This is a genomic window from Campylobacter concisus (assembly GCF_002913715.1).
GTDB lineage: Bacteria > Campylobacterota > Campylobacteria > Campylobacterales > Campylobacteraceae > Campylobacter_A > Campylobacter_A concisus_AG.
Map to the genome: position 1 here is coordinate 138947 of NZ_PPCE01000001.1, position 19443 is coordinate 158389.

18 protein-coding genes and 1 pseudogene are annotated in these 19443 nt (G+C 39.8%); 12 read left to right on the forward strand and 7 right to left on the reverse strand.

All coding sequences use genetic code 11. From position 1 onward, the window contains the following. Positions 1–329 precede the first annotated feature (329 nt). From typA to CYO92_RS00785, 9 genes and pseudogenes are all read left to right on the forward strand, one after another. Positions 330–2132 carry a translational GTPase TypA gene (typA, locus tag CYO92_RS00760; RefSeq protein ID WP_084109967.1) on the forward strand — a complete coding sequence of 601 codons (1803 nt, stop codon included), beginning with the start codon at positions 330–332 and terminating at the stop codon, positions 2130–2132. Positions 2133–2532: 400 nt separating this feature from the next. After that, complete coding sequence (locus CYO92_RS00765; protein ID WP_258030570.1) at positions 2533–3042, forward strand: hypothetical protein; 510 nt, start codon at positions 2533–2535, stop codon at positions 3040–3042. Next, complete coding sequence (locus CYO92_RS09405) at positions 3039–3209, forward strand: NAD(P)-binding domain-containing protein (RefSeq protein WP_258030569.1); 171 nt, start codon at positions 3039–3041, stop codon at positions 3207–3209. The genes CYO92_RS00765 and CYO92_RS09405 overlap by 4 nt, the downstream gene beginning before the upstream one ends. 39 nt (positions 3210–3248) lie before the next feature. Next, a pseudogene (gene proC / locus CYO92_RS00770) lies at positions 3249–3953 on the forward strand (pyrroline-5-carboxylate reductase); the annotation flags it as partial. A 19-nt stretch (positions 3954–3972) separates the two neighbouring features. Then, on the forward strand, positions 3973–4095 hold the full coding sequence (locus CYO92_RS09410) for a hypothetical protein (protein ID WP_258030568.1): 123 nt from the start codon (positions 3973–3975) through the stop codon (positions 4093–4095). Beyond that, positions 4077–4454: a hypothetical protein gene (locus CYO92_RS00775; protein ID WP_103589237.1), complete on the forward strand. Its 378-nt coding sequence runs from the start codon at positions 4077–4079 to the stop codon at positions 4452–4454. Before CYO92_RS09410 ends, CYO92_RS00775 begins: the two co-directional genes overlap by 19 nt. A gap of 27 nt (positions 4455–4481) precedes the next feature. Further along, entirely contained in the window at positions 4482–4658 is a 177-nt protein-coding gene (locus CYO92_RS09260) for a hypothetical protein (RefSeq protein WP_159070456.1), read from the forward strand. Positions 4659–5072: 414 nt separating this feature from the next. Further along, positions 5073–5642 carry a hypothetical protein gene (locus CYO92_RS00780; RefSeq protein WP_103589238.1) on the forward strand — a complete coding sequence of 190 codons (570 nt, stop codon included), beginning with the start codon at positions 5073–5075 and terminating at the stop codon, positions 5640–5642. 20 nt (positions 5643–5662) lie between these two features. Beyond that, positions 5663–8104, forward strand: coding sequence for a molybdopterin-dependent oxidoreductase (locus CYO92_RS00785; RefSeq protein WP_103589239.1), 2442 nt, complete (start codon positions 5663–5665; stop codon positions 8102–8104). Between the two features lie 46 nt (positions 8105–8150). Here CYO92_RS00785 and CYO92_RS00790 read toward each other — a convergent pair whose 3' ends face one another. Beyond that, positions 8151–9161, reverse strand: a complete 1011-nt coding sequence (locus CYO92_RS00790) for an ABC transporter substrate-binding protein (RefSeq protein ID WP_103589240.1) — start codon at positions 9159–9161, stop codon at positions 8151–8153. Positions 9162–9323: 162 nt separating this feature from the next. Here CYO92_RS00790 and CYO92_RS09415 point away from each other — a divergent pair, with 162 nt between their 5' ends. Together CYO92_RS09415 and CYO92_RS09420 are read left to right on the forward strand one after the other, a co-directional pair. Then, the gene (locus CYO92_RS09415) at positions 9324–10121 is read left to right on the forward strand and encodes a TonB-dependent receptor plug domain-containing protein (RefSeq protein WP_258030567.1); all 798 of its coding nucleotides are present in this window, start codon (positions 9324–9326) and stop codon (positions 10119–10121) included. Further along, positions 10114–11502, forward strand: a complete 1389-nt coding sequence (locus tag CYO92_RS09420) for a TonB-dependent receptor (RefSeq protein ID WP_258030566.1) — start codon at positions 10114–10116, stop codon at positions 11500–11502. The genes CYO92_RS09415 and CYO92_RS09420 overlap by 8 nt, the downstream gene beginning before the upstream one ends. Positions 11503–11546: 44 nt before the next feature. Here the strand turns inward: CYO92_RS09420 and CYO92_RS00800 are convergent, their stop codons facing one another. Then, positions 11547–11879: a YolD-like family protein gene (locus CYO92_RS00800; protein WP_258030565.1), complete on the reverse strand. Its 333-nt coding sequence runs from the start codon at positions 11877–11879 to the stop codon at positions 11547–11549. Then, complete coding sequence (locus tag CYO92_RS00805) at positions 11869–13131, reverse strand: DNA repair protein (protein ID WP_103589241.1); 1263 nt, start codon at positions 13129–13131, stop codon at positions 11869–11871. Before CYO92_RS00805 ends, CYO92_RS00800 begins: the two co-directional genes overlap by 11 nt. 329 nt (positions 13132–13460) lie before the next feature. Here CYO92_RS00805 and CYO92_RS00810 point away from each other — a divergent pair, with 329 nt between their 5' ends. After that, a complete protein-coding gene (locus CYO92_RS00810) occupies positions 13461–16199 on the forward strand; it encodes an autotransporter outer membrane beta-barrel domain-containing protein (RefSeq protein ID WP_103589242.1) in 2739 nt (912 codons plus the stop codon). 47 nt (positions 16200–16246) lie between these two features. On the opposite strand, the gene aroC is transcribed toward CYO92_RS00810, so the two are convergent. The 4 genes from aroC to CYO92_RS00830 are packed head-to-tail and all read right to left on the reverse strand — an operon-like array spanning position 16247 to position 19434. After that, on the reverse strand, positions 16247–17314 hold the full coding sequence (gene aroC / locus CYO92_RS00815; RefSeq protein ID WP_103589243.1) for a chorismate synthase: 1068 nt from the start codon (positions 17312–17314) through the stop codon (positions 16247–16249). Between the two features lie 8 nt (positions 17315–17322). After that, positions 17323–17994, reverse strand: a complete 672-nt coding sequence (gene rnc / locus CYO92_RS00820; RefSeq protein WP_103589244.1) for a ribonuclease III — start codon at positions 17992–17994, stop codon at positions 17323–17325. Next, on the reverse strand, positions 17991–18425 hold the full coding sequence (gene rnhA / locus CYO92_RS00825) for a ribonuclease HI (protein ID WP_103589245.1): 435 nt from the start codon (positions 18423–18425) through the stop codon (positions 17991–17993). Before rnhA ends, rnc begins: the two co-directional genes overlap by 4 nt. Continuing rightward, on the reverse strand, positions 18403–19434 hold the full coding sequence (locus CYO92_RS00830; RefSeq protein ID WP_258030507.1) for a tetratricopeptide repeat protein: 1032 nt from the start codon (positions 19432–19434) through the stop codon (positions 18403–18405). Before CYO92_RS00830 ends, rnhA begins: the two co-directional genes overlap by 23 nt. Positions 19435–19443: the final 9 nt, after the last annotated feature.

Sequence of the window (19443 nt, forward strand, 5' to 3'; positions counted from 1 at the left end):
GACATCCTTTTCGGTAATCTTTTGACCGCTATTTGCCTTGCTCGCAGCCGCATCCAAAACCATCGACAAAAACTCGCCGTTGTTTTGAGACTTCTTCGCAGCTGCAGGCTTTTTAGTAGCCGCAGGAGCTAGCAAATCTACGTTGTTTTTCGCTGTGTAAGCTTGCATTTAAACCTTTCAAATTTTTAAACTTAATGCCAAGCATGCAAAATCTATTCCAAAAATTAATTTCTTGATATCAGCTTAAAATTTATAAAAATTTGGCTATAATCTGCCCCTATTTTAAAACTGACAAACGAAAAATAGCAAACTAATAAACGGAGAAAAATTTGGAAAAGATACGAAATATAGCCGTTATCGCACACGTCGACCACGGTAAAACAACAATGGTTGATGAGCTTTTGAAACAGTCAGGAACATTTAACGAGCATCAAAACCTTGGCGAGCGTGTAATGGATAGCAACGACATCGAAAGAGAGCGTGGCATCACGATTCTTTCTAAAAATACTGCCATTCGCTACAAAGATACAAAGATTAACATCATCGACACCCCAGGTCACGCCGACTTTGGTGGTGAGGTTGAGCGTGTTCTTAAGATGGTTGATGGCGTTTTACTACTTGTTGATGCGCAAGAGGGCGTTATGCCACAAACTAAATTCGTCGTCAAAAAGGCACTCTCACTAGGGCTTCGTCCAATCGTCGTCGTAAATAAGATAGATAAGCCAGCAGGTGATCCAGACCGCGTTATAAATGAAATTTTTGACCTTTTTGTTGCACTTGATGCAAATGATGAGCAGCTAGAATTTCCAGTCGTTTATGCCGCTGCTAAAAATGGCTATGCAAAGCTAAAACTAAGTGATGAAAATGTAAATATGCAGCCACTTTTTGAGACTATCCTAGCTCACGTACCAGCTCCAAGCGGTAGCGATGAAAACCCACTCCAGCTTCAAGTTTTCACGCTTGATTATGATAACTACGTCGGCAAGATCGGTATTGCAAGAATTTTTAACGGTAAGATATCAAAAAATCAAAATGTCATGCTTGCAAAGGCTGATGGTACAAAGACAACTGGTAGAATTTCAAAGTTAATTGGCTTTATGGGTCTTGAAAGAACCGATATTAACGAAGCTGGTACTGGCGACATCGTAGCGATCGCTGGCTTTGATGCGCTTGACGTTGGCGATAGCGTCGTTGATCCAAACAATCCTCATCCACTAGATCCTCTCCATATCGAAGAGCCAACACTTAGCGTTGTATTTTCTGTAAATGATGGCCCATTAGCAGGCACTGAGGGCAAGCACGTCACATCAAATAAGATCGATGAGCGCCTTGCAAACGAGATGAAGACAAATATCGCGATGAAATACGAAAACATCGGCGAGGGCAAATTTAAAGTAAGCGGTCGTGGCGAGCTTCAGATCACTATCTTGGCTGAAAATATGCGCCGTGAGGGCTATGAGTTTTTACTTGGCAGACCTGAGGTCATCGTAAAAGAGATAAACGGCGTAAAATGCGAGCCATATGAGCTTTTGGTTATCGACGCACCTGATGATACGACAGGCACAGTCATAGAAAAACTAGGCAAAAGAAAGGCTGAAATGGTCTCTATGAACCCAACAGGAGATGGCCAAACAAGGATCGAGTTTGAGATCCCAGCGCGCGGCCTTATCGGTTTTAGAAGCCAGTTTTTGACTGATACAAAAGGCGAGGGCGTTATGAACCACAGCTTTTTGGAGTTTAGACCACTTAGTGGCACCGTTGAGCACAGAACAAATGGTGCGCTAGTTTCGATGGAAAACGGCGTAACGCTTGCTTATTCGCTATTTAACTTGCAAGATCGTGGCGTGCTATTTCTTGATCCACAAGCAAAAGTCTATGTGGGTATGATCATCGGCGAGCACAGCCGTCCAAACGACCTTGACGTAAACCCTATCAAGGGTAAAAACCTAACAAACGTGCGTGCTAGCGGTAGTGACGATGCGATCAAGCTTGTCCCACCTAGAAAGCTAAGCCTTGAGCGCGCGCTAGAGTGGATAGAAGATGACGAGTTGGTCGAGGTTACGCCTATAAATATCCGCGTTCGCAAGCGCTATTTAGATCCAACAGAACGCAAAAGAAAAGCAAAACTCTAATCAAATTTTATCATTTCAGCCCCTTTGTAAAGGGGCTAATAATTGAACTCTAAAAACAGCAAATAAATTTCTATAAATTTCTCATATTTTTTTGCATTATTTATTTAAGTTGGCTTTGTTCAAGACGAAATAGAGTCATTCTCTCTTATTTAAAATTTATCAACCTTAAAACCATTTTTACTTTAAAATACCATACTTACTTTTCTATTTTTGCTTTTAATGTAATCAATACAAAAATGCTTAGTTTATGCTAGAATCGGCGAAAATTTAAAGGAAACCGATGAAAAAACTAAAATTTATCTTTGCTCTCGCCGCCGCGTTTATTTTTAGCGGCTGCTACTAGACGACGCTGCTTACGCGCGTACCGATCTCCGCGCTTGTTTCGGACAAAGGCTCGGACGTGAAATCCATGATCGTGCTAACGGATATAACGCCGCAGACGCACGTTACGAAAACGGTAACGGACAACGTGCGGGTTTTTGTCCCGGACGCTAAATTTAAGGATTTCCCGACTGGAGAAACCGCCTATGAGATGAGCGTTAGCGTCGGCAAGGGCGAAAAGGGCGGCAAAAACTCGGATAAGCGCGCCGTGCGGATATATCTAAGCCAAGACGGCGATGTCTACGGCAAGCTTAGCAAAAACATACTCGAGCAGTACGCGGGCGCGGCGAAGCAGAAAATGGAGCCGACGCTAAAAGTGGCGATCAAATTTGAAAACGACACGAACGTCGTTTATGAGCTGGTCGCGGGCAACGACTTTAAGGCGAGCGACGAGGCGCAAACGGGCGGCGTTTATACCTTGGCGCCGGGGCAGGTCACGGGGGCGATCTGGGCGGATAGCGCGGCAGTAAATACGGCGATCGCGGGCAAGGCGGTCAAAATAGGCACTCTAAAAAAGTCGGCGAAATGAAAAACGTAAAAATAGGCTTCATCGGCGGCGGAAATATGGGCGGCGCGATGATAGAGGCGCTTTGGCGAGCGCAGTGCAGCGCAGCTAACGCGGGGCAAAACTCGGCCGAGGACGAGCGAAAATTTGACGGCGGTAGCGAGGTGCACGGGGCGGAAAATTTAGCGTAAACGGATAAAAACGCGAGTCAGCGCGAATATGAAAAAGAGGCGAAATTTGAAATCCTAGCCTGCGCCAGAAGCAAAAACGAAGCCTTACGACAGAGATTCGGCGTAAAAATAGCCGCGAGCGAAACGGATCTAGCGCGCGAAGCGGACGTGGTCGTGCTGGCTACTAAGCCCGCTAGCTACGAGGCTATCTTGCGTCTGATCGCGCCCGAGCTTGCGGGCAAAATTTTGCTTCTTTTGGCACCGGGTTTTGACATAAATCGCGCTAGGCAAATTGCTGGCGAGGGCGTTTATATCGCTCGCGCGATGCCGAACGTCGCGGCTTGCATCGGCGCGTCGGCCACGGCTCTTTGCTTTGACGCTGGATTTAGCGAGCCCAAGAAAGAGACCGTGCGCGAGATAATCGCTAAAATAGGCAAAATTTACGAGATAGACGAGGCCGGGTTTGCCGCATTTACGGGTATCGCGGGAAGTCTGCCCGCATATGCGTGCGCCTTTATCGAGGCTGCGGCCGATGCCGGCGTGCGGGGCGGACTGCCTAGGCGGCTTTGCTACGATGCCGTCTGTGCGGCGATAGAGGGGACGGTGCGTCTGATCCAAAGCGGCAAGCACCCGGCCGCGCTAAAAGACGAGGTCTGCTCGCCGGCGGGAACCACGATCGAGGGACTTGCTGCGCTTGAAAAAGGCGGATTTCGCGGCGCTTTGATGGATGCCGTCGCTGCTTGCATCGCCAAAGCGAGGGGTTAGGTAAATTTAAAGGATAAAAATGAAAATCTTATTATTTGCGCTACTTGCGGCGCTAAATTTATTTTCTAGCGAGCCCGGCCTTTCGCCATTGCTGGCTGCAGATACGCTAGAAAAGCTCAAAAAATGCAAAACCCCGACCTAAACGCTACCAAAGAGTGCGTGCAAGCGGGTATGGCGGCAAGCTTAAAGCAAGACTACGGCGCGGCAGAGGGGCTATTTAGTCTAGCCTGCGCCAAAGGAGACGGCGAGGGCTGCTTTTATCTTGGCGAACTTTATAAAAATAACCTAGTAAAGGCCGCGGATAAGAGCGAGCGCGAGACCAAGATTAGCGCGTATTACAAGGCTAGCTGCGTCCTTTACGAGTATTTGCCGGGTTGCTTGGCGCTAGCCAATTTCATGCAAGAAGAGCTGGGCGACGAGGTGCAGTCGTTTGCGATAAACAATACCCTATGCAACAAAAAATACGCTCCGGGATGCTACAACGTAGGCTGGATGATATAGCGAACGGGAGGCGATATAGGCGAGATGATGGAGTATTACGAGCGCTCGTGTAAGCTAGGCTACGTAGGCGGCTGCGCGCGAGCGGCGTGGCTGTATGAGGGAAATTTCAACGAAAACAGATACGAGCAAGTAAAAAAAGACGCGAAAAAGGCAAAGCAAATGCGAAAAAAGGCTTGCGAGCTAGGCGATAAGCAAAGCTGCTAAGTTAACAATAAGGCGTTTTAACAAAAATTTTAAAACGATAAAACTCTATAAAGTCTTAACATAGCTAGTAATTTAGAGTAGTAACTTTTAGCATATTTATAAATACTGTAAGAGGTTTACTAATTTATGTTTTTAAGTTTATAAAAACTTTGCCATACTTTTTTATAGTAGTTAGCGAAGTAAAGTTAAATTTTTACTTCACTAGATTCAAAAGTAAAATTTTTACAGAGCTTGTGTTTGCTTATATTTTTAGCTATCAAAACAATCAACAAAACTCATTGATAAATTTTCTACTAAACCTTATTTTTAACAAAAGCAAATATTAGTTTTCTTAAATAAAGCTAAATATAACAATGTAATTTTAAGCCATTAGGTTATAAGATTTTTTTAAATTTTATTTTTAAGGATTGCAACATGAAAATGCTATTTTTAGCCCCTGCGTTAGCATGTAGTCTTGCTTTTAGTGCCGATGTCATCGCAAAAGATGCCAATATAACGCTAGATGGCAAAATGATCGGTAAGATCGAGGTTTTAACGCCAGTTGAAGTCTTAGAAAAAGGCGATAAAACGAGCAAGATCAAGGTTAGTGGCGTAGTTTCGGCAAATTACTTAGCCCAGCTTCAAAGGAGCATAGAAGATCCAGAAATTTTTGTAGCTTTTGACAATGAGAATGAGTCAAATTTCAAAAAATTAAAAGATCTTGAAGATGAGTATGGCGAGATCTGGTACCAAGCAGAGGGCGTTTACGAAGTGCCAAATGACGCGCTTGGTGGCGATACAAAAAAACTTTACGTAAAAGCACAACAAATTTACGAAGAGACTTGTTCCGCATGTCATAGACTTCATGAACCAAATAGCTTTACAGCGGCTCAGTGGCCAGCAAATTTAGCTGGAATGGTCGATGCAAAATTTGTAGCACTAGATGAAACTAACCTAAATTTAGTGCTCAAATACCTACAACACAATGCCAAAAAAGTAAAATAAATTTTCATAAGGGAGAAAATATGAAAAGACGAGATTTCATAAAATTTTCTGCACTTGCAGCCACTGCGGCGCAGGCAAACAAGATAGAGGGCGTGACAAAAACCATTTTTGACCAAAACAAAACTTTTGGAGCAAATAGATTTGGTCTATTTTGGGCAAATACCAACTCAAACCAAATCGTCTCTGTCGATCCATTTGAGGGCGATAAATTTCCAAATACAATGAATAATAGTTTGCCAGACCTCATCCAAAATGAAAGTCGCGTACTCTATCCGTACGTAAGAAAAAGCTACTTAAAGGCAAAAGGCGCGGCAAAAAGTGAGCTTCGTGGCAAAGAAGAATTTGTGCGTGTTAGCTGGGACACAGCACTTGACCTAGCAGCAAAAGCCCTAAAAGAAAATTTTGACAAATATGGCCCCGAGAGCATCTACGGCGAGTGCTACTGGTGGGGCGGCAGTGGTAAGATCAGCTGGGGCAGAACTGTTGGTCACAGGATGCTAAAAGTGCTTGGCGGATATGTTGAAGAGAGCGGTGACTACTCAACAGGTGCTGGTCTTGTCATCATGCCTCACGTTTTAGGCAACAGCGCCGTTTATGACGCTCCGACAAAGTGGGAGGCCATCGCTAAAAATGCTAAAAACGTTGTATTTTGGGGTACTGACCCGCTTGTAACTGGTCAAATTTCATGGCAACCACCAACACATGATGGTTATCTTGGCATTAAAAAGATAAAAGATGCTGGCATTAAAACTTATAGCGTTTGCGTCTTTAAAAACGACACCACAAGATACCTTGGCTCTGAAACTATCATCGTTCGTCCAAATACCGACGTAGCAATGATGCTTGGTATGTGCCACTATCTTTATGAAAACAAGCTTTATGACGAGGAATTTATCAAAAAATACACAGTTGGTTTTAATAAATTTAAAGACTATCTGCTTGGCACAACCGACAAAGTGGTAAAAGACGTAAACTGGGCTAGTAAAATTTGTGGTGTAAAAGCTGAAGAGATTGCAAAATTTGCAACAGTGCTTGCAAAAGAGCCAAGCACTATTATCGCTGGTAGATCTCTTCAAAGACAAGATCACGGCGAGATGGGCTTTTGGGGTATCGTAACTCTTAGTGCGATGCTTGGCCATATCGGTAAAGAGGGTCTTGGATTTGAGTTTAACCTCTACTACGGAAACGGCAGCACTGATAAGATAGCACCTGCTCTAAAAGGTATCAGCACTAGGATAAGCGAGAAATATGAAAACGTAGATGGTGCTCCATGGAAGAAATTTAAAAACGTAACCATCCCATCTTCAAGATCAATCGAAGCTTTGCAAAATCCTGGCAAAGAGATAGACTATGATGGCTCTAAGATCAAACTTCCACACATGAGAGTGGCTTACATGGCTTCTGGTTCGATGTTTACAAGACACCAGGACGTAAATAACGCCGTTAAAGCATGGCGTAAATTTGATACTGTAATAACTGCTGAGCCATTTTGGACAAGCACAGCTAAACTAAGCGATATCGTCTTACCAGTGGCGCTTGAGGTAGAGAGAAATGACATCAACCAAAGCGTCCCATCAAGCGAATACATAGTGGCATACAAACCAGTAGTTGAGCCAATGGGAGAAAGCAGAAGCGACTACTGGATATGCTCACAAATTTGCAAACGCTGGGGTAGAGAAGAGGTCTTTACTGAGGGTAAAGATGAGCTTGGCTGGGCAAAAGAATTTTACGCAGATGCGGTGGAACAAGCTAAGGCACTAGATCTTAAAATGCCAAACTTTGATGAGTTTTGGAAAGAGGGCTATGTAAAATTTGACAAAGACAATGAAGATACAAAATACTACACAAGACTTAGTGCATTTAGAGAAAATCCACACAAAAATCGCCTTGGCACGCCATCAGGCAAGATAGAGATCTACTCTCCAACTATTGCTAAATTTGGCTACAAAGACTTTGCTCCACACTTTGCTTGGATCGAGCCGTTTGAGTGGCTTGGTAGTGAAAAAGCTAAGAAATATCCATTTAGCATCACAACCCCACACTCAAGATATCGCCTCCACTCTCAGCTAAATAACTCAATAATCAGAAACTACGCTGAAGTGAGCGCAAGAGAGCCTATGTTAATAAATACAAACGACGCTAAGAAAAAAGGCATCGCAACTGGTGATGTAGTGAGAGTCTTTAACGATAGGGGTGAAATTTTAGTAGGAGCACTTGTCACTGACATTATCCCAGAGCACGTCATCGCCATCTGCGAGGGCGCATGGTATGATCCTGAAGTGCTAGGTGAAAAGAGCCTTTGTAAGCATGGTTGCATCAATGTCTTAACACGCGACAAAGGCACGTCTAGCATCGCTCAAAGTAACTGCGGACATACGATACTAGCGGATCTTGAAAAATATAAAGGCGAGATCAAACCAATAACTGCGTTTTCTAAACCAAAAATTTTACAATCTTTGTAGAATTTATATAAATTTAGCCCTCGCTTGGGGGGCTAAATCAAATTTATCACTTTGGATCAAGCCCTTTTATTATAAGCTCAAACTGCTCATCACTTAAATCAAAATCAAAAAATTTCTTATAAAATTTTTTCGCCTCATCAAGCAAATTTATATCTCCAAAAATTTCTGGATGTATAGTTTTAGCTGCCCATAAAATTTGCAGTGCCCCCTCAGCACCATATCTATCCCAGCTAAAAATTCCATTTGGATTAGCATATACTTGTTTATTTTTTACAGCCTTTAGCCCTGAAAATCTCTGATCTTTATAAAATTCCTCAACTGATTTTTGTCCATTTTTGTCGCCTATAATGACGATATCTGGATCATCTGCTAAGATCTCTTCGCTAGTGATCTCTATCATATTTCCACTCTTTTTAATCACATTTTCACCACCAGCTATCTTTATCCATTCGTCTATTATGGTATTAGCTCCATCTACTTTTAAGAAATTTGAGCCATTTGCGACGTGTAAAACTTTTGGACGTTTTCTTAATTTGTCTGTTTTTGACTTTACAAAAGATATTTTTTCGTTTATATATTCATCAAAAATTTTTGCTCTCTTTAATGCGTCACCACCGACTAAATTTGCAGTCAGCAAGATGCTATCACGCATCTCATCGTAGTTTGTAAATGACAGATACGCAGCCTTTATGCCTTGCTTTTTAAGCTGCTCGAGATAGTTTTTGTTTGAAACTATGGTGATATCTGGATTTAGTTTGATCACCTCTTCGATTTGTATGTCGTTGTTGTTAAACGCAGATGGGATGTTTTTTAAATTCGGATAGACAAGGTTAAACCAAACGTTTTTCTTGATAGGATCGGTCGTAAGCACCACTTTATCCATGCCGCCAAGCATCAAGATGATTTGATTATTCGCATGCCAAAGAGCAGCGATAGACTTTGCTTCGCCGTTTAGTTTTATATCGTTTCCTAACAAGTCTTTTAAGACAATTGACTCTTGAGCAAATGTGCATATTTGAGCAAAAAATAGCACTAAAAACATTAAAATTTTCTTCATTTTTAACCTTTATTATTAAATAACTGCTTATTATACATTAAAGTATAAAAATAAAATAATTTAAATATATTTTTTAAATTAATAATAAAAAATAAACGAAGTATTAAGGAATCAAGTTGTAACATCTCCGCAAATTTAAATTTTTATCAAAGGAAAAAGTTAATGAGAATCTCATTTATAACGTGTGCGATTTTGTCATTAAGCACTATAGCAAGTGCGGTTGATCAAACGACACTTGAGACAGTTGAGGTTACAAACTCAGCTGGCGAGGGCATTTCAGACTCAGGTATAGCGGAGCATTTTTTGCAAAAGGATGCGCTTTTTGGACCACTTATCGATAAAAAGGTCAAAGACATTCCACTACAAATCAACACGGTTACAAATGAGCTAGCACAAAATTTAGGCGCGACTGGTCTTGAAGGTGTTTGGAGAACTGTACCAAGTGCTACGGTGAGCTACATGGGCTCAGGCTCTGTCACTCGCCCAGGCACAAGAGGAATGTATGGTGGCGTTATTGGTAACAATTACTGGGATGGCTTTATGGTTACTGCAACGACTGCTGTGCCGATGATGATCTTTGAAAAGCTTGAAGTTCAAAATGGCATTTCTGGCTCACTTTACGGCTCACAGCATCCAAGCGGTATCTTTAACTATACTCGCAAATCCCCAGTGCCAAGACAAACTATCGTACGCGCTGACTGGAGCGAGAAGTCAAATTTTGGCTTGATGCTAGATACATCAGATCGTTTTGAAAAGGTTGGATATAGAGGAATTTTTTACTTTAATGATGGTCAGGGATTTGTAAAAGATAGCACTAAACGAAGCAAACTTGCAAATTTCTCATTTGACTTTTATCCTATCGATAGACTTACTATTGAGACAAATTTTACCTACTACAACTACATCAGATATGGATATGGCGGACGCTTGATGTTCCCCTCAAACAAATGGCGTGGCTAAATTTGATATCCCAGGAGCGATCTCAAATAAGACTAAGTATTTAGGACAAACTTGGTCAGGCATGGATCTAGAAAGCTATAATGCTAGTGTTAAATTTAAATACAACATCAACGATAACTGGTACAGCGAGACTGGATATAACTATCACGTATCAGACCGCTACACAATGGAGCAATCAAACGCTCTAAGTGGCAATAACGGACAAATTTCATCATCTGTACAAAATAAAGGTGCAAAAGCTCCGAGATTTATCTTGCAAAGCTGGTTTGCTAAAGCTATGGGTAATATCCAAACAGGTAGCATCGAGCACAATCTTGGACTTTCAACATACGGCTACATATATGAGTCAAAGACTAATGATCCAGGCGCTGGAAATGCAAATCTTGGAACGCAGCAATGGGGAAATTTCCAAAGATATAATAAACCTAACAACTTCACAAAATCAGGTGGCTTAAAAAAAGCGATCTACTTTAAAACCTATAACGCCACGTTGGCTGATGATATCAAACTAAGCGATCAGTTTAGCTTCCTAGGCGCGTTAACTTACACCTGGGTAAATCAAAAAAGCTACGCTAATAAGCCAAACAACACCGACCCAAGAATCCAAGTCGGAAATAACACAGATAAAGAGCTTACATACTTAGCAGGTCTTACATATAGACCAGTTGATAACACAAGTATCTACTTTACCTACTCAAATAGCATCCAAATCGACGGACTAGTCCCTGCCAACTACGATGCAGGTAGGACACTTGTTTATGTAAAACCGATCAAAACAGAGCAATATGAGCTAGGTGCAAAGACGACACTAGGTAGCGTTGATCTATCTACTGCACTTTTTCAGATCGAAAGGCCACTTTATTATAAAGTTAGCAACGGTGTCTTTGAAAAGCACGGCAAACAAGTTAACCGCGGACTTGAGGCGACAGCTGGCGGAAAGCTAGGCAACTATGTGAGTGTTTATGGTGGCTTTATGCTGCTTGATGCAAAACTAAGAAATACCTATTTAGAAGCCGCAAGAGATAAATATGTAGTTGGTGTACCAAAATTTCAGTCAAATTTAGTAGTTGATTTTGCTGTGCCAAATACAAATAAGCTAAATTTTATGACAAACCTTCACTATACAGGCAAACGTTATGTTGATGATGCTAACACAAAAAGCGTAGATGGATATTTCACAACCGATCTTGGTGTAAGATATACTAGTAAAACATGGCTAGGTAAGGAGACTACGTTTAGATTTAATGTAAATAATATCTTTGATAAAAAATATTTCATCAGTGTAAGACCAGGTGAAAGTGACGGTGCAGGAACTGGCACAACAGATATGTACCTAGGCGATGGCAGAAATTTCACAGCTTCGTTTGAGGTTAAATTTTAATATTCTTTAACTGGGTAAGAGTGATCTTGCCCAGTTTTGCTAGTTTAAAAGATAGATTCAACTCTCATTTTAACTATCTCCACATCATTTATATCTTCAAATTTGATCCTAGTTTTTACAACCATAAGAGTTTTATTTTTGAAATTTACGTCAGAGATTAGTCCGCTAGCACTTGTATAGGTGTAGCCGTCATGATAGCTCACATATACTTCATCAGCTGGCTTTAGCTCGCTTATCTTTTTTAAAATTTCATCGACTTTGCTTTCATCAAGCTCTAGTTTTTCGCATTTCTCTCGCTCTTTTTGTCGCAAGGCTCGCTCTAAGGTTGAGAGAGGATTAAACGAGCTAAAAATTTTTGCTCTATCTTTACTCGCCACTTTTGTGCCCTCCGATCTTTTTATTTCTATCTTGCCCAGTGGCTTCTGGCAGTAGATCGATCGCTCTTAAAACCGAGTTTTTACCAAATTTTTCTTTTATGAGATTTAGGGATTTTAAAACTGCCTTTTCTTTAGTATCATCCTCAAAAAGACTAGAGTGAGCTAGACTCTCTTTTACTACGTCGTTTGCACTGATGCTAATTTGCCTAATCAGCCCAACATTTTTTATCTTGTTTAAAAGTAGCTCTTCGGCCAAACTCATCAGCACACTTGAGATATTTGTTGGTGTCTTAAACCTAATACTTGCACGTTGTAGTGGTTCGAGTTTGTCGGCAAATTTTATATTTATCGTTATTCCACTTGCCATTACTTCTTTGTTTATCATCCTAAGCGCTAGCCTATCAGCCATCTCTTTTAGTACGACTACCGCCTCACAACGCTCGTAGTCTCTTGGTAAAATTTCAGAGCTAAAGTAGGATTTTGTGCTTGGTTTGTATGCTTTTATGTCAGCTATTGTCGTTGGCTCTATGCCATTTGCGTGATCTATCGTTATATAGGCATCAACTCCAAAAAATTTCTCAAGCAAGCTTCGCGGAGCATTTGCTATATCTTTCATACAAAAAATTCCATGTTTTTCTAGCTTTAGTCTAGTTTGCTTACCGATACGCCAAAAGTCATCTAGCGGTTGATGCGTCCAAAGACGTTCTTTATAAAGCTGCTCGTCTAAAAATGCAATCCCATCATCACTGTGTTTAGCTAGGATATCAAGGGCGATTTTTGCGAGGTATAAATTTGTGCCCATGCCACAGGTGGCCGTCACGCCAGTAGTATTTAAAATTTCATCCATTATCTTTTTGGCTATGGATTTTGCATCGGTATTATAGAATTTAACATAAGAAGTAAGATCGATAAAGGCCTCATCGATAGAATAGACATAGATATCATCTTTTGAGACATATTTTAGATATATCTCATAAATTTTAGCCGCATAGTCGATGTAAAACTGCATTCTAGGAGGTGCAATGATAAATTTTATAGCCTTTGGTATTTCAAAAAGCCTGCATCTATTTTTAACACCTTTAGCTCTAAGGGCTGGACTAACGGCTAGGCAAACACTTCCGTTGCCACGGCTATCGTCAGCCACGACCAGATCGGCTTTAAACGGATCAAGCCCTCGCTCCACACACTCAACTGAGGCGTAAAATGACTTTAGATCAATGACGGCATAAAATTTTTGTGCTTTGTTTTTCATGGAGTGATTATAGATGAAAATTAGTAAAAATTCGTTTTTGAAAAATCGATCTTAAGGCTAAAATTTCTAATAAAATTTTTTAGAAACAAAATAAGTAAAATGGATAAATTTTACTATATTTATATACTTTAATAAAAATAGCAATAAATATAATTAAATATATTTTAAATATATAAATTATTTTAATAAATAAAACTTCAATGTAAATTTTAAATAAATAAATCCCTATATCTAGGGAAAATATACTTTAAATAATTAAAGATTTCAGCTAATATTTAAATGACATTTATTATTATATTTTTATATTTTACTACTAGAAAGGATAGAAAATGGCTATCTTAGATATTTTTAGTGAGTTTAAGTTTAGAGGTGATTTGCATAAAGGTCTTATAAAAGCTAGTTTGATCGCAGCGTCCTGTATTTTGGTCGCTCAAGCTTCATCTGATTGGGATGTCGTGCAGTCTAAATTTAAAGATGATATAGATACAAGATTTAATCTTTATGTTAGTGATGGTAAAAATATCAATGCTGGCGAAAGTAATTTAAATGGAAATATAGCCGGTGCTATAAGTGATGCAAATATCAATAATAATGGTGCGATTAGTGGTTATAGATTAAATTTAAAAGATGTTAATGCGCAAAGAAAGAAATATGGAGTCTTTGCAGCCGGCTCATATAGTGGCATCGTTTCAAACAACAGTTTATTTGCAGAAAACGTTCAAAATGGGCATGATCTTGATGTGTACGGCGGACACTCGTATAAGGGCGAAGCAAATTATAATACCTTGTCTATAATGGCTTCAACTATAGACAAAGTAGCTGGTGGAAGTACTCGTCATGGTCTAGCCAATAACAATAAAGTAATCATAAAATCCAGCAAAGATGTAAAAAGTAATGTAAGATTAGTACATGGCGGTTGGGCGACCTATAGCAATAAAGGTGCTAGTTATAACGAAGTACATGTAGATAATGCAAATGCTATCTTTGTTTATGGCGGTGAGTCACAAAATGGTGAAGTTAGTTTTAATAAAGTTGTTATAACAAATAACTCGCTCTCAAGAGAGGTAGTTGGCGGCAAAAGTACAACTGGAGCTAGAGCAAATGCAACGCACAACGAAGTTAATATAATTGGTTCTACTATCGAAAAGAGTAGACAATCAGGTGTTTATGGTGGTTTAACAGATAGAGGTGATGCAAATTTTAACAAAGTGAGCATAACTAGTGATGCAAAAAATAGATCCTTGATAAATTCTAATGTTTATGGAGGCAAGATCCACGAAGGAGGAGTATTTGGCATTAAAGGCGCGAATGCTAATTCAAATTTAGTTTTTGTAGATAACTCAACCATAAATGGCGATGTTCATGGCGGTTCATCAGTAAATGGTACTGCAAATTTAAATGAGGTAAAGATAACTCGTAGTGAGGTGGACTATGTTTATGGTGGCAAGTCACTAGTTGGTACTGCAAGCTACAATAAAACATATATCCAAGACTCAAATGTAAAAGGTGATGTTTATGGTGGAGCTAGTGGATCTGGATTTGGCCCAAGCACTCCAGAGACCAATTACAATACGCTAACTATCGAAAACTCAACCATAAAAGGCGATGTTTATGGCGGATATAATGAGAGCTATATAGGCCTAGCTACAAACAATGTGATAAATTTAAAAAATGGTGCGAGAATAGGTGGCGAGCTAATTGGCGGTAAGGCAGAAAGTAGTGAGAATATAAAAGAAAATAAGCTAAATGTCTACTCACAAGCAAGCGCAAAAAATGTTAGAAATTTTCAAACTTACAATTTTCTCATATCAAAAGATGCTGGAGCAAATTTAAACCTTTTGACGCTTAGCTCAGACGAGGATACTGATCTAAGAGGAAGCGAAGTAAATCTAGCATTGCAAGATAAGATTACATCTTTAAAAGTCGGCGAAAGTATAAATTTGATAAAAAAAGAGAGCAAAAATAGCAAAATTTTAGCTAACGGAAATATCAAAAAAAGTACTAAAATTTCTGGTGTTATGAGTGATTATGAGTTTAGTATAGATAAAGCTGATGATGCAATCGTAAAAGCTACTCTCGTATCAAAAAGTAAAAATAAAAATGGCGAGTCTATGCTTGGGGCTTTTGCTATGCCAATAGATGTGACTTTTAAAATGAATGACTTTATGAGCGACTCAATGGGAGCTATTGAGCTTGATCTAAATGCACTAGAAGTTGCAAATTTATTTGGCACATCTCATCTTGCTAAATATGCATTTGCTGATGACTTTGGTTATAAAAGCGACGCATATCAGCCAGCATACGAAAGCGATGAAAAAAACGTGATCAGTTTTGCAAATGTAAATGGATTTAAGGCAGACTATGATGAGAGTGGGATTGACCTAAAGGGTATTGGTTTATCAGCTGGCGTAGCATTTAGTGCAAAAGAGAACATTTATGGAGCTTTTATTGAGAACTCATACGCTAAATTTGATAACAGCGATGAAGATGCCAAAATAGATGGCAGAGTTAGAAACTATGGACTTGGCATTTTTTCAAGACTAAATTTGCCACGTGATTTTTATATCGATCTCATGGCAAAAGCTGGTAGGAGCCAAACTAAGGTTGATGCAAAAGATGTGGATTATAAAATCTCAATGCCATATTACAATGCTAGCTTTGGCATCGGCAAAAAGATAAAATTTGATAGCTTTATACTTGATAGTGGGCTAAACTACGCACTCTCTTATGTTGGTAGCGATGAGGCAGATATCGGACAAAGCACATTAAAATTTAGCAGCGTTACATCAAGCAGAGCTAAAATTTACTCAAAGATAGCCTATGATGCTGGTAAATTTAATCCTTATGGAAAAATTAGTGCTGAGTATAAATTTAACACCAAGTCAAAAATAGCAGTGATCCAAGAAGACGAGGAGATCAGCCTAACTCAAAAAGGCACAAGCTCAGAGGTTGAGGTCGGTCTAAGATATACGCCAACTTATGCAACACTCATAAATTTTGGCATAGCACAATCTTTTGGCAAAAAAGATCAAAGTAGCGCAAAACTTCAGTTTGCTTATAGATTCTAAAAATTTAGTGGCTTTTTGGCCACTAAATTTACTTATTTTTATAGATTTTAGCCGTAAATTTTCTTTAAATTTTCAAGCTTTGTGCTAGTATTTAGTAGTAACATATCGGCGATAACTAGCCTTATCATCGCGGTTGCAACGACGCTGCCACGTATGCCTATACAAGGATCATGCCTGCCTCTTAGTTCAAAGTCTACCACTTCGCCAGCTAAATTTAGTGTCTTTTGCTCTTTAAATATCGAAGGTGTTGGCTTAAAATGGCTCTTTAACACGATCTCAGCGCCGCTACTTATGCCGCCAAGTATGCCACCAGCGTTATTGCTCAAAAAGCCAAGCTCGTCCATCTCGTCGTTGTTTGCCGAGCCAAGCATAGAGCTTACATTCACGCCAGCACCTATCTCAACGGCCTTTACACCGTTTATTCCCATCAAAGCCGCTGCTAAAGCGCTATCTAGCTTATCATAAAGTGGCTCACCAAGACCAGCTGGCACTCCTCTAGCCACGCTTAAAACCACAGCTCCTACACTATCGTGCTCGCTTCTAGCTTTATTTATCACTTCTTTCATCGCTTCTTCATTGCCAAGAGCATAAATTTGAGAATTTTTAGCAAAGTTAAAGTCTATTTTATCGCTAAAAACTTTGCTGATACCAAGTACTCCACTTAAAATTTCTATATTAAACTCATTTAAAAGCATCTGTGCAAAAGCTCCACCAGCTACTTTAATAGCCGTTTCTCTTGCACTTGAGCGTCCGCCGCCTCTGTGATCTCTAAAGCCATATTTTTTGAAATATGTAAAATCAGCATGCCCGGGACGGAAAATTTCACGTAAATTTTCATAGTCGTTTGATTTTTGGTTGTTGTTAAAAATGGCAAAACCTATCGGTGCCCCAGTGCTTATGCCATCAAAGACGCCACTAAAAATTTCTATTTTATCGGCTTCATCTCTTGCGGTTGTAAAGTTGCTTTGTCCAGGGCGGCGTCTATCTAGCTCACTTTGGATGAAATCTGTATCGATCTTTAGCCCAGCAGGTAGGCCGTCTATCACGCCACCGATCGCCACTCCGTGGCTCTCGCCAAAGGTTGTTAAGGTTAGTTTTTTGCCAAATGTATTCAAAATTTTTCCTATTTTTTGATTTTTTCTAGTGCGATTTTTGCTGCAAGCTGTTGGGCTTGCTTTTTAGAGCTGCCAACGGCGCGTGAAATTTCTTTGCCATTTAGTAGCAAGGCTATCTCAAATTCTTTCTTGTGATCAGGACCTGACGTGCTGATGAGCTCGTATGTTGGTATAACGCCAAGACTGGCCTGAGTGACCTCTTGAAGAGCGGTTTTGTAGTCCTTTTCAAGGTGTGCAAAGTCGATCTGCGGATAGCAAAGCTCAAGCAGACTAATAGAAATTTCTCTAACTTTATCAAGTCCAGCCTCTAGGTAGATAGCACCCATCACAGCTTCAAATGCGTCGCTTAAAATGCTATCTTTCTCGCGTCCGCCATTGTTCTCTTCAGCCGTACTTAGCCTTAAAAATTTACCCATTTTTAGATGCCTTGCCATATTTGCAAAGCTTTTTTCATTTACAAGCGCGGCTCTTAGCTTACTCATGTCGCCCTCTGCGATCTTGCTAAATTTCTTAAAAAGATACTCAGCCACAAGCAGATCCATCACCGCATCGCCTAAAAACTCGAGTCTTTCGTTATTTAGCGCCTGCTTGGTACTCTTGTGGGTCAGCGCCTCTTCTAAAAGTTCAGTTTTTTTAAATTTATATCCAAGACTCTTTTCAAATTCTTCTAAAATTTTCATCTTTCATTCTCATCTTTTATTTTTAATGCCTCATCTCTCGCCATCTGGTCGCACTCCTCGTTTTCAGGGTGTCCAGCGTGCCCCTTGACCCAGCTAGCCACGACTTTGTGAGGCTTTGAAATTTCTAAATACTCCTGCCAAAGCTCGACATTTTTTACATTTTTAAAATTTCTCTTTTGCCAGTTTGCAAGCCACTCATTTATGCTATTTACCACGTATGAGCTATCTGTAAAGAGCCTTACTTCGCAGGGCTCTTTTAATGCTTTTAGCCCCATTATCGCAGCTTTTAGCTCCATTTGGTTATTTGTAGTATGTGCCTCGCCGCCACTTTCTTTTTTCTGCGCTTCGTTAAATCTCAAAATGTAAGCCCAGCCGCCAGCTCCAGGGTTTCCAAGGCATGAGCCATCGCTAAAAAGTGTTACTATCTTCACTTGGTTTTTCTGTGATGTGGGATAAAATTTTCACACTTCCTAGCTCGTGACAGACCGGACAGCGGTAAAAGTGCATAGGAAATGAGTTTTTGCAGCTTTTGCAAACGTAGTTAAAGCTTAACCCAGCCGCGTCAAATTTAGCGTCTTTTAGCTTTTTGATGACATTTAGCTCAAAGCCATAAATTTCACATGGCTCATCTATATCGCCCTTTGCGTAAAAGAGTGATTTGTACTTTGGATCGTTTAAATTTATAGGCGTTTTTAGGTTGTAAAGCAGATCGATCACATCTTCAAAACGAGCAAAATCTTTTAAATTTTCTAAATTTTCATTGTGCCTTATGAAAAGTGCTAAGATCATACGTTTTAAAAGCTCAAAATTTTGGCTAAGATGGGAGAGAATTTCTACCTTTTCATTAAAACTTAAATTTCTATCATCAAGCGTGCTGATCGCCTTTATATAGGCCTTTTGATCTTTTATATTTACACCAAGTTCTTCAAGAGAATTTAGCGCATAAAGGGCTTCTTTGTAGTTTTTAAGTTTTTCATCTATCATCGTTAAAAAGCGAAGTGCAAGCACATTTCTTGGGCTTAGTTCAAGCACTTTTTCAAAGACTTCGCTAGCTTTTTTCAAAAATCCGGCCTTAAAATAGACCTCTCCAAGCTCGTTTAGGATAAATTCTTTTTCATTTTTATCTCTAACTTTGCCAAGCGCTATGAGATAAACACTAATTGATTTTTCAAAATCACCATTTTTGGCAAAAGTTTGTCCTAGCATGCAAAGGCTTTGAGCATCTATCTCTGGGCTTTGTAGCATCTGTTTATGCTCGCTACTTATGCCATCTTTGCTATCAAATTTTCTTATAAATTTTTCAATGCGTTTTTTCTCATCTTTGCTTGAAAAGATACCCCAAGCATAGCTTAATGCGGCTATCATCAAAATAATGCTAAATAAAATAATAAGGCTAAATATCGGATCTCTATGCCCAATAAAAAAAATATCCACGCTCATACTTTGTAA